Source organism: Acinetobacter sp. 1294243, from assembly GCF_000588015.1.
Taxonomy (GTDB): domain Bacteria; phylum Pseudomonadota; class Gammaproteobacteria; order Pseudomonadales; family Moraxellaceae; genus Acinetobacter; species Acinetobacter pittii.
Genome location: NZ_JFXG01000027.1, coordinates 1 through 12,007 on the forward strand (window position 1 = coordinate 1; position 12,007 = coordinate 12,007).

Consider the following 12,007-nt stretch of genomic DNA (forward strand, 5'->3'; position numbering starts at 1 on the left):
CCCCATAAGTTAGACTTTTAAAACTTATGAGGTGTGCTCTATGCCAATTCCGAAGCATTCAAAAGAGTTAAAATTAAAAGTCATTCAAGCTTATTTAGAGGGAAGTAAAGGATATAAAATCCTTTCACAAGAATTTAATGTAGATCTCCAAACCATCCGCTTATGGATTGAAAACTATAAGGCACAAGGTGAAGATGGCCTGAATGTTAAAACTAAAAAAACCTACTACTCTTCCGAATTTAAAATCAAGGCTGTACAAATGCTTCTTGATAAGATACCGGTAAGAGAAGTTAGAAGACGGTTAAATCTGAGCGGGACGTCAATTTTAAGAAGGTGGCTAGCTCAGTATCATAAAGAAGGGATTGCTGGGTTTAATACCACGAGGATTTATACCAATATGCTTAAACAAGATAAAACTAAAATAACCAAGTCTGTAAAAGATGACAAAGATAAATCTCAGCAGGAGCTCATTGATGAAGTGACCGCTTTACGAGCAGAGGTTGCCTTTTTAAAAAAGCTAAAAGCCTTAAAACTGAAGCAACGTACCTAAATTCAATTTCTACTGCAGACAGTGTTCAAGTTATTTCAGAATTAAGGCAAATTTATCCATTAAAGCTCTTACTCAGTATTGCCAAGATCGCTCGTAGTACTTATTTCTATCACATGAAAGCTGTACGCTCTAAGGATAAATATACTGAGTTAAAACAGCAGATCAAGTCCATATATCACAAGCATAAGGGATGCTATGGCTATCGTAGAATTACTCTTGCTCTGAAAAGTACAGGAATAATAATCAACCATAAATGTGTATATCGTCTTATGAAAACTATGGGACTTAAATCACGTATCAGAGCACTAAAATATCGCTCATATAAAAGTGGTTGTGTCGGGATGGTGGCCGATAACATTATGCAACGGCAATTTAAAGCGAACCGTCCCAACCAGAAATGGGCAACTGATGTGACGGAATTTAATGTTAACGGTGAAAAACTTTATCTATCACCAATTATAGATTTATTTAATGGGGAAATTATTACCTTCCGGATCCAACGTAAACTCAATTATGAGTTAGTGAAAGATATGCTCATTCATGCTTTAGCTAAACTTAAGCGACATGAGAAACCAATTCTCCATTCAGATCAAGGATGGCAATATCAAATGGCTCATTATCAACAGCAATTAAAGCAACATGGTTTAATTCAAAGTATGTCTCGTAAAGGAAATTGCTTAGATAATGCTGTAATAGAAAGCTTCTTTGGAATATTAAAATCGGAGTGCTTTCATGGTGAAAAATTTCAATCAACTGATGAGTTAGAGAAAACTATACGAGAGTACATTCATTATTATAATCATGAGAGAATCAAGGTGAAGCTACAAGGTTTATCCCCTGTACAATATAGAAACCAGTTTTTAAAAACTGCTTAACTAACTGTCCAACTTTATGGGGTCAGATCATTCCACCGCAAAGGGGGCACGCAGGGATTTCCACAAAAAAGTTAGACTTTTTCGTGTACTTTGGCTGATGGTCTGCTAAAACCAACTGGCAATGTAGGCCAGCCCGCAAAGGATAGTATCCGCTTTTGTTGTCGTCAAGCGTGGGAAATGACATTTGTTTTAAAATAGATCGTTAAAAAGAAAGAAATTAGCCATCGGAAATGGGCTTATATATTCATAGAAAAATAAGGATATACCTTTCTTGCTTTATTAATTTAGTAACTACATAGCAAACTATAGATTAGCTCTAGAGATGACTTATATATTTAATTTTAAGCATTAATCTTTGCAACATAATTAGAATAATAAATAAAATGGGATATGCTAAAAAAACTAGCCCTTGTTAGAGCTTCAATAAAATTATTTTTTTGTTCGCATCTCCCAGAATTTATCGCCCTCAAAATTGACATAGTCAGTTATAAAATATTCAAAGTTGACTGAACAATACCAATCTGAGCGATTATCAAAAGGTAAAGCGATAAGTACAACGCCATAATCCTTACTTTCAGGATCACACCTTAACAATAACAAATCTGAATCACCATAAAACTCACCAATTATCAAATCCCCCTTAGTGAAGTCTTTAGGCCTTAACTCTCTATAATATTTATTAGATGACTGTAACTCATCAATACTAAATATTCTCGCTCCCCATTGCCCATATTCCTCATCCTTGAATAAATCAGCCCCATTACTAACTAAGAGGAACTCCTTAAACTCTGTGGGTAATTGCAAATCGATATCATCAAATCTATCTGGTGAAATACCATTATTCAAAATACAACGAAACTGAAAAAAAGTTTTTTCTCCTCTATGAACAGCGTGCTTTAGTTCTTTACTCCAAAGAATCTCTATTTTTCTTAATGCTTCATTCACATTTTTCTCCAAAAAGAATTAAATTCTTGTTAAGGGTGTCCCTAAATTCTTCACAAGAATTTTTTGATCGCTTTTTAAGGCATCAACATTTTTAGCTGCCTTTAAATCCACACGTATTGATAATTCAATTAAAGCAGATGTTCTGTCATCCATAGTGGATGACAGAACATTCAACAGCTATATTCGCTGCTATATATTTCTTGTACAGAATAAAAATAAGGAGCTTCATCCCCTTATTTTTATCAATAAAAGTCTTTTTATATAAATATTACTTAGCTTTAAACAAGTTAAAAATTGGGTTAGAAATTTCTTGAGATTCACTCAAGTCATTACACCAATAATCCATGAAAGTGACTTTAACAAAAAACCGCTCAAATACAATTACTTTAATTGCTATACGAAACAAATTAAACTCTTGTGGATCGATTTGGTCTAAATAAACTTCTGAATGCCCCTCAAAATGATCAACTTTACTTTCTACATTTGACCATTCTGATTGCGCTAATGGGTAATTACTAGCTAATACTTGAAGTATGGATTCAGCATACTTCTGACGGCTCATTGTTTCTTGCTCTGGTCGATCCCACGCTCCAATAAATAGTTCCTTTTCTATAGGAGAGTCATATCCATCGGGTTTATAAAAAAACTCTATTTCACTTACCTCACCATGATTATAAACATCCTCAACACCATAACCAAGCGCTATAGGATCAAACATGCGTAATAACCATGCTTGAGACAATTGAACAATCCATTGATCGGTACCAAATTCCTTTATTCCCTTCAAATATGTATAAATATTTTCCGGCGGCACTTCTGCTTGCATATAAGCATCTGATATTAAATTAAAATGAGGCACACGGAAGACATCAGTATAATTAGTCTGCAAAGGAATATTAATTACATTATGTTCAGATAAGCCTTTTAAAACTCTATAATCCGTGTTTATTACATAAGCCTTTTCTGGTGACCAAAAGGCATCAGTACCCAAATGATGTTTAACTATTTCACGCTGTTCATCCACATGTTCTGTTTTTTCAAATATATCTTGTACTTGCTCAGTTAATTGAATGTAAACAGCATCATCTGATAACTTTTCTACTTTATACGCGGGGGTAGACAATAAACACTCTAAGCCAAATAAATCGACATAAGGTTTACCAAATACCGTTCCCCAATACATATCTGGTAACCAATGTTTTAGTTCATAGGAAAAAGGTGTTACCCCACGCCATCCTTCTTTAATTCCTAACTGTGGTTCCGAATGCCGATTTGCATCAATAATTGCTAAGTCCGCATTAAATTGTAAGGTAGTAGTTTTCAGATAATTTATCAATTTATGCTGATCAATTTGAGTAAACTCTGAGGTAAGATATTCCTCACTATGCGTCTCTCCATGCAGTGAAGGCCAAAAACTTCCTTGATAACGGGGCTTTTTTAAACGTTGGCACAATAATCGATCAGCAGCTCCCCCTCTGTCATTAGGAATCAGTTTTTCTATTATGTCAGGTGAAAATGGGATTTTTAATGGTTCCCAAAAACCATACTTTTCTGGAAGCATTTCTGGAAAGGAATTACAGTAGTGGTGTATCCGTTTAAAAAATTCTTGGGGATCTCTCAACATATTTGGAGTAAAAATTTTGCTATAAATAGGACGCTTAAACTTCATTTGATAATTTCCTAATATGAGTGGAGAGTATTTTTGATAGGATCAAATCTTTGAATTGTCCCCTTATTAGATAAAATACTATTCTTCACTGTTTCAGATATCTTTGTATTCATATTTACTACTAAAGTAACTGGTTTTCCTGTTGCCCCATACCCCCTGAGTTGCTGGGTATCTGTAAGATATTGGACATTCTTGAACTCAACTAATGTCCCACCATTACCGAATGCATCTGGAATAATATTAATCTGTCCATCTCTCTCAGTTTTTATGGTAATCATTTGTCGATCGGTATTTCGCTTTACCCCCAATTTACTTGCAGCACTCATTTCAAATTCTTTACCGTTTAATCGGTTTCTGGTAACTACGTCTTTTTTTACTTGTAAAACTTTTAAAGTATAAGCTTGATCTACTTTTAATTTATCCAATTCAGCTTGAGCAAGCTTTAATGATTCAGCCTTCCCCGGTTTTAAATCTGTTCCAATAATAAGGTCAAAAGCTGCTAAAGCTCTATCAAAAGGAGTACTGGCAGGACCAAAAACAGTTACCAAATCATCAGCTATTCCAACAAGCTCACTTACGCCTTGATCTTTAAGTTTTTGTACAAAAACCTTTGAATCGACTATACCCTTATTTGCTTTCTTAATATCACCATAAATTTCAGCTGCTTTTACTAATAGCTTACCTGTGGTAGTTGCTAATCTAACTAAGGAGTTATTCTGAATCGCAGTATCAGCACTGTTCGCAGCAGTGTTTACATCATAACCAGTATATGCTGCAACCGTTCCAGAAACTAATTTACCTATATTCCGGATTTTTAGTTTTTCTGCATCAGTATATTCAATACCATTAGCTGGTTCTGGCATTAACCCTGCAACTATTTCACCTACACCGGCACCAATCGCACCTGCCTCACAACTAGACTTCGTTGCAGCAGCAGCAGCACATCCAACAGCGGCGTGAGCAATTTTATGAATTGTATATTCAAATATATTCGGATCGACTTTATCTAAACTCGTTCCAATCTGACTAGCCAACTCTCCTTGTAAGGCCCCTGCTAAACCGGCTAGTAATGCAACTTGTAAATTATCGCCAAGATTCCCACCATTAATGGCAGTTTGTACTAAGGTGGATCCTACAGAAGTGGTAAAATTATTTACTAATCGGTCTGATAGGAGAGTACTGTCTGGTTTTAAATTTAGAGCAGTACCAACTTGACTTAATAAACCTGCTGTTACCACAGATGCAGCCAGATTTTTAATGGAATCTTTACTTCCCATCTCTTTTAGGGTCTTGCCAATATCCCCACCGTTATTAATCAGACCAATACTTGCCTGAGCAGCTAGACTCGTGACTGCTGCATTTGCCATTGCCCCTAATGTTGATGGAACAATTGCGCCTGCCGCTGTGGTAGTCACCCCAGCCGTACCAAGCATACTTGCCCCAAGACCGACCGTAGTACCACTAGCAGCTGTTCCTCCTGCTGCTCCAGCCGCCGCTGCTGTACCAGTACCCATTGTCGCAATAGTGACGATGATGACAATTAAAGCCGCTCCTGCTCCAGTTAGACCTTGTGATTTATAATCCCAATCCTTTTGAGTAAGGAGGATCTTCTGCCAATCCACATCATTACGATTGACTAAATCTTTAAGGTAAGTATTTCCAGGTTGGTTTGCTAATTTTAAAATTTCATCCCGAAGTACTATTTTATTGGCATCTTTTTCACTTATCGGTATTTGTACGCTCAGCCCACCAGCAGCCTTAAATGTAGGCGCAACAGGTCCATTAAAATTTGGGAGTTTGGCTGTTTCTGTAATGGAGCCTTTATCTTGCATAGATTGCCAAACAACAGAATTATTTTCTTTCTTTAGTTTTGTCGAAATATTAGTAATAGCAGGCTCAATAAAGATTTTACCACCTGATTCAATTGTTGCGCCTTTTAAATATTCAAAATCAGTCCCTACTAATCGTGTATCAAAGCCTGATTTTGTACCGATATAATCAGCAACTAATTTCGTCGGTATTTGTGTTACTACATTATGAGTCGAATTTGTCTTTGAACTATTATATTTAATCCCCATTATTGATGATTTACTATTCACATCAATTGTTGTTTTTGAAGATTCAGGAGCTGTATAAAAATTCAAATTACCACCTGAACGAACTGAAATCATCCCTCCATTCGCTGTGAGCTTACCTCCATAAATATCTATACTATTTTGTGGATTTACTTCTTTACTTTCTATATAAATATTTTTTGCATCAATATCAACTGAAGCAGGTCTTATTAACTCGTTTTCCATTACAGTTGTTATTGTCTTTTTCTTTAATCCACCCCAAGATTTTTTCTTCTGTACCTTTGTTGACCGATCAAAAATTTGCTCGAGTGCTACATCAAACAGAATATTCTTTTTCGCTTCTATCTTTACTTGATTTTTAGCTGAAATACCCACTCCTTGAAGTACAAGATTATCACCTGCACTATTTCCTACTGTTTTTATATTTATATCAGCTCCTTCAATAGTAGTAGGGCTTACAAAAGAAATTGCTTTATAATTAGAATCTGTATCATTACCCTTGTCATAAAAGTCATTATGTCCAGCTATAATAATACTAGCATTCATATTTATAGGCTGGTTATTCTTGTTTAAAACCGTAGAATTATAAATTTTATCGCTTCCCCCTTGAGCTTCAATATTTACTTTTCCATCATATCCTGCCTGGATTGTTGCTCCAGTAATTTTTATTCCCTTTTTTGAAATAAGGTTAATAATTCCATCACCTAGACTTGTTCTAAGTACAGTTTCTGCATGTTCGAATCCATTTGTCCCATTTTCTAAAAATGTGGAGGCATCTTTTAGATCTGCTAATTCTTCTTGCATTTGACTAATTCTTGAAGCACTATATTTTTTTAAACTTTCAGTATTAGATAAGATCATTGTCAAATTAAAAATTTTTTCAAACAATTCAGAGCTATATTTTTTACTAGCATAATTATTAAAATTATTCTTAATTCCATCAATATTAATATCACCTGAACTAGAAAAAATATTTATATTTCGACCAGAAATAAAAGCCCCTTGAATATCTACTTTTTTTCCTTCTACGTGAATATCTCCTGTACCACTAATAGTAAAATTCCTCTCAGAACCATTACCTTTACTCCCCCCATATCCAAGTAAGGTTAAATCTCCATTTTTTGAAATTAACTCAATATTATTATCACCTTGAATTTTAATTTTTTCTGGATCCAATACAAGAGTATTATTTGTTTGAATTGAAAGATTTCCCTGTATCTTCTGTAATTGAGGATCACTTGCTAAAAATTTATCAGACTCTTGATTAGAAAATATATTCCTTGCTGAGTTTAGTTGAACATCCTTATTTATATTAAATGACCCATCAGTTTCAATATTGATTGCTCCTCCTTTAATGCTAGTAGAGTTAAGAGCTTGTGAGCCTTTACTTTTTAATGATAATAAACCAGCTGCTTTTAAATTAACTAAACTATAAGATTCCCAAATTGTAGATGTTACTGTAGGGCCCTGTTCACTATTCAAATAGATATTTTTTTGACTATTAAGCGCCATGTGTTTATCAGCATTCGCTTCTATATTTTGTAAAGTCAAATGATCTTTGGCGGAAAGCTCAATATTCCCTTTAGAGTTTAATTCGCTATTTGATAATGTCGTTTTACCCTCGCCATTAATAGATAAACCACCAACAGAAGTTGTTAAATTGGTGCTATCAATAACGATATCTGCTTTCTTATTCTGAATCTGTAAGGATTGTCCTTGTAAAACATTCTTTCTTACATTGTCATATCCACTATCACCACTAATCGTAACATCGGTATTCGCCTGTAAAGAAACACCATTACCAGCAACTAGTTGAATATCACCCTGTTCAGCAGTAATACGAGTAGATTTTAATTGTACATTCCCATCCCCAATTGACCCTAATGTAACCCCTTTATTACCATTAATGAAGGTCATATCAGTTGTTGCGCCATCTTGATCTGCCCAAGGAGCTGATTCTATTTCTTGCAGTGAATTTAAAACTAGATTTTTATTGGCAAGAATCGAAATTTTGCCAGCATTAGAATTGGCTTTGAGGCTATTGGCAGTAATCCCACCAGTTAAAGCTGAAATTTTGATATCATTTTGAGCATTTAATACATTATTTAGAAATAAATCAGCTGTTTCTGTGATCAGATTAATATCTTTTTGGGAGGTGAAATTCGTATTTAATGTTAATTGACCTGCTTGTAACTGAATACTATCTTTACTAGAGACCCCTTGAGCTGAAATACTTAAATTATTCTCGGCATCCAATGCAACTTTCCCTGTAATCTGGGGTAGAACTTTTGTTGCATTGTTCCAAACCAAGTTTCGTCCACTGTGAGCATTAATGTTCTTGACTCGTGTTGCAGAATTTTCAAGTGCAAATCCAAGATTTTGTAAATTTACATCTCCTGAACTGTATAAGTTTAAATCTTTACTCCCATAAATCGTCCCACCTCGGATATCAATTAAACCCTCTGTATTTGAAGAATCTGCTTGTAGGTTGATTGAACCCAAGGATGCCTGTATCTGATTTTCGTTCAGTGAGAGCTTACCTTTTCCGGATACATTCAAATTTTGTGCTGCTATTAATTTTGCACCTTGAGCTGCAACTACATCTTTTTGCGACTGGATATAAGCAGAACCCCGATTACTGGTGATGCCTGCATTAGTTGCCAGATTGATGTTCGCTGCATCAACATATACATCTCCACTCTGTGCATCATTAAAAATTCGACTATTTGCCGCTAAATTTAAATTCCCTTTGCTACTAATAATTAAAGGAGAAGCAGCCAAGCTACCATTATTAATAATAATTTCTTTAGCATTTACATTCAGGTTATTACCTGAATCAATATTTAACATGCTATTACTATTAATACTGCCTGATGAGTTGATATCTGCAATAGCACCAGTGCCTATTGTTTGTAGACTCACTAAACCTTGGGTTTTACTGGTCGAACTGATAGTACCGCTATGCTCAATTTTCCCGGCACTGGTAATTACCAGATTGTTGACTGCCTGAAGTGTCCCCGCATTAGTAACGCCTAGGCCCTTTTCTGTACCCATCAAATAAATATTATTGGCATACATTCCACCCAGCGCTTTAACATCTACTGCCAATGTCGGTGCGGTTCCTGTGCCTGTTTTAGCAGTAACATCCTGTAAATCTGCACTAACATTATTTGCTCCAGCAATGACCTGAATATCATTTTTGGCACGTAGCTCAGCACTAAGCTCTAATGCACGGGTATAGAGGTCTACATAATTTGCATCATTATTATTTCCCCCCAAGCCAAATTTAGAATTAGGATTCGCTGAGACCGTAATTTTTCCTTGGTCAACTGTAAACTGCTTGATACTGCCATCGGCATTTAACTGAGGCTTACCCGTAGTAAAAATTGCCTTATTGGCATTAATAAAACCACCACCTTTAATGTTAATACCAGAAGGGTTGGCAATAATGACATCTGCCATTTGCCCTGCGACTTCTAAGTTTCCTTCAAATCTTGAAGCAGCTGTTGAATTTATCTCATTTAAAATAACTCGCGCTTCACCAGTCGCTAAAAATGGGTTTGCTCCCACTGTCCCTACAGTTTTAGTGGTGGCTCCTGTTCGGCTATTATTTAAAACAGCACCTTCAGCCAATACATCAAACTGTTTATAGATATTGTGGGAAATACCATTTTTGGGAGTCTGAATGTTAACCACTGGAACTGTTGTGCCTGCTGAGTTCTTACCAGCACCAATGACTGCTCTATTCGCAGCATTTGCTGCACTATCTGCGACAATAGCAGCATAGACAGGAGCAAATGGTACTAATAAGCTAATACTTGCTACTAATGCCTTGACATGCCACAGTTGATGAAATGATTTTTCTTGCACCAGTGATTGCCCGGAACTCACTCTTTCTGAGGAACTAGATTGCCCTGCCGCCTTGCTCTGGCTTCTGACATTCTCGGCAACTGCCATAAACATGTTACGAGCTTTGTTAAAAATGATTCGATAAAGATTTTTATTCATAAGTCAGTTTTCTCTAATTAAAATGAATCTCAAGTTATTAATAAAACTTAATAAAAAGCATTTAGACTAAATCCCAAAATCCAGTCTTTTTTTATACTCTTTGGTGCGATTAGGCCTCGCCCTGTAAAGGCATCAAGATAAAAATGGTTCAGATAACTACGCAGTCCTACGACACTCCCCATCAGATGGCGCTGCCCAGCAATACTGTTCTCACCGTTCACCCAACCCTGATCTACAGCCATGTAAAATTGAGTATTAGGAATTTTTGTATTTACGCTGATTTCCTGTTGTAAATACTGTCCGTTATCGCCTGATAGCATCAGTTCACCATCAAAACCTCGAACGCTATAACGACCACCGATATAAAAACGATCATTAGGTACTAAAACTCGTGGAGCATATTGTCCACGCCAGTTCAAACGGTATTGAGCAGGCGTATCTAAAAGCAAAAATGGCATTTGAAAACGTAAATCGGCACTCCATATCGGTGCACGGGAATACCCTTCTGACGGTAATGGATTTTTATCAATGTCCTTAATTTGTTCTTCTGGTGCTAACAACGCATCAAATGCGCCTGTGCCATGCCGATAATCCAAACCAGCATCTAATACAGCATCACCCAGATATTGGCGATGTTGTATCCCCGCATTCCAGCCTGAAGTTTTTCTACGTTGTACTTCGATTTCAATATCATCAATAAAGTTTGAATTTTGCTTATGGTAGAGCTTGCCATAGAGGCTGGTTTTATGTTGCCCACTTCGGCTAAGTACACGAGATACATTCAAATTACCCTGCTGACTTAAGCCGTGATAACGCAGTCCACCATTTGCACCCAATACATTTTGTTCGTATTGATAACGGCTATAGCTAGTACTGAAATCATAATTTCCTAACGGAAGCTGATAACTTACAAAGTAGTTTTTATTTAAGTCTCGATGTAAGTTATCTAATGAATGACTAAAATTAAAAGAAAGAGAATCACTTAAATAGAATGGATTATTAATATTGAGTCCCAGACTACCTATATAACGACCTGTATCTTTACTCCCTGAATTATCCAGACCAAAATTTAAATTGATTTTTGATTGTGGCTGTAACTTAATAATCAGATCACTATACCCTTTAGCTTCCTGAACAGACTCATTTGACGGCACAATTTGTATATCTACCGTATAAGCTCGTTTTAAGTTTTCGAGACCCTGATCAAGTTGTTGTAGATTAAGGACATCGCCTTCTTTAAATGGTAAAGATGCTTTAAGTTGTAATAAAGAGAGTTGCTCACCTTCAACGATGATCTTACGTAAACGCCCAATCTGCACACCAAGTCGCAAAGAACCTTGCTGAATATCTTGAGGATCAACAGTAACCTGACTGGTAATAAAACCCTTTTTAATCAATTCATTTTGGGCGAAATTAACGAGGTTACGTAAGCTTTGCGTACCGATACACTTGCCAATAATCTTCTGCGGATGATTCCAGATTGCCCGAAGCATAAAGTGAAATTTATAGTGTTCAGGGTCCTGTAACGTCTTTCTATCAAAATCAATATTCTTGACCTTAACGCATGGCTCTTCCGAAACGACTATAGTTTTAAAATCCTGCAATTGGGTAGTGACAGGTTTAGGTGCAAGCTGAGTGATTTGCTCTTCTAATTGTTGATTAAGCTCTTTTAAACGTTGTTCCTGACGTATACGATCTGGTAAAGAAATATCATCGATAGCATAAGCATGTGTAGCTACCCCATACAAAAGAAAAAAAGCGTGAGTAAAAAAAATTTTGTTTTGCATAAAATGTTATTTTTAATTTACCAAATGGATAAAAAATCAAACAAAAACTACATGAATCATTCACAATCAACAATAAATGTCATAAAAAATTCATAATT

At 35.8% G+C, this 12,007-nt stretch carries 6 protein-coding genes; 2 read left to right on the top strand and 4 right to left on the bottom strand.

Going from position 1 to position 12,007, the window contains the following annotated elements; all coding sequences use genetic code 11:
* Positions 1 to 40 precede the first annotated feature (40 nt).
* Both J655_RS25825 and J655_RS25830 read left to right on the top strand, forming a co-directional pair.
* A complete protein-coding gene (locus J655_RS25825) occupies positions 41 to 550 on the top strand; it encodes a helix-turn-helix domain-containing protein (protein ID WP_002120495.1) in 510 nt (169 codons plus the stop codon).
* A gap of 32 nt (positions 551 to 582) precedes the next feature.
* Positions 583 to 1,425, top strand: coding sequence for an IS3 family transposase (locus J655_RS25830; protein WP_230445321.1), 843 nt, complete (start codon positions 583 to 585; stop codon positions 1,423 to 1,425).
* Between the two features lie 429 nt (positions 1,426 to 1,854).
* Here the strand turns inward: J655_RS25830 and J655_RS22715 are convergent, their stop codons facing one another.
* The 4 genes from J655_RS22715 to J655_RS22730 form a co-directional block, all read right to left on the bottom strand.
* Entirely contained in the window at positions 1,855 to 2,370 is a 516-nt protein-coding gene (locus tag J655_RS22715) for an SMI1/KNR4 family protein (protein ID WP_005070062.1), read from the bottom strand.
* A 268-nt stretch (positions 2,371 to 2,638) separates the two neighbouring features.
* Positions 2,639 to 4,039, bottom strand: a complete 1,401-nt coding sequence (locus tag J655_RS22720) for a hypothetical protein (protein ID WP_002114038.1) — start codon at positions 4,037 to 4,039, stop codon at positions 2,639 to 2,641.
* Between the two features lie 11 nt (positions 4,040 to 4,050).
* Positions 4,051 to 10,122 (bottom strand): DUF637 domain-containing protein, encoded by a 6,072-nt coding sequence (locus J655_RS22725; protein WP_032053276.1) that lies wholly within the window; start codon positions 10,120 to 10,122, stop codon positions 4,051 to 4,053.
* A 47-nt stretch (positions 10,123 to 10,169) separates the two neighbouring features.
* Entirely contained in the window at positions 10,170 to 11,909 is a 1,740-nt protein-coding gene (locus J655_RS22730) for a ShlB/FhaC/HecB family hemolysin secretion/activation protein (protein ID WP_032053277.1), read from the bottom strand.
* Between the last annotated feature and the right edge of the window lie 98 nt (positions 11,910 to 12,007).

Coding starts and splice junctions, on each gene's coding strand:
- J655_RS25825 (WP_002120495.1), top strand. CDS start 41: ATGCCAATTCCGAAGCATTCAAAAGAGTTAAAATTAAAAGTCATTCAA.
- J655_RS22720 (WP_002114038.1), bottom strand. CDS start 4,039: ATGAAGTTTAAGCGTCCTATTTATAGCAAAATTTTTACTCCAAATATG.
- J655_RS22725 (WP_032053276.1), bottom strand. CDS start 10,122: ATGAATAAAAATCTTTATCGAATCATTTTTAACAAAGCTCGTAACATG.
- J655_RS22730 (WP_032053277.1), bottom strand. CDS start 11,909: ATGCAAAACAAAATTTTTTTTACTCACGCTTTTTTTCTTTTGTATGGG.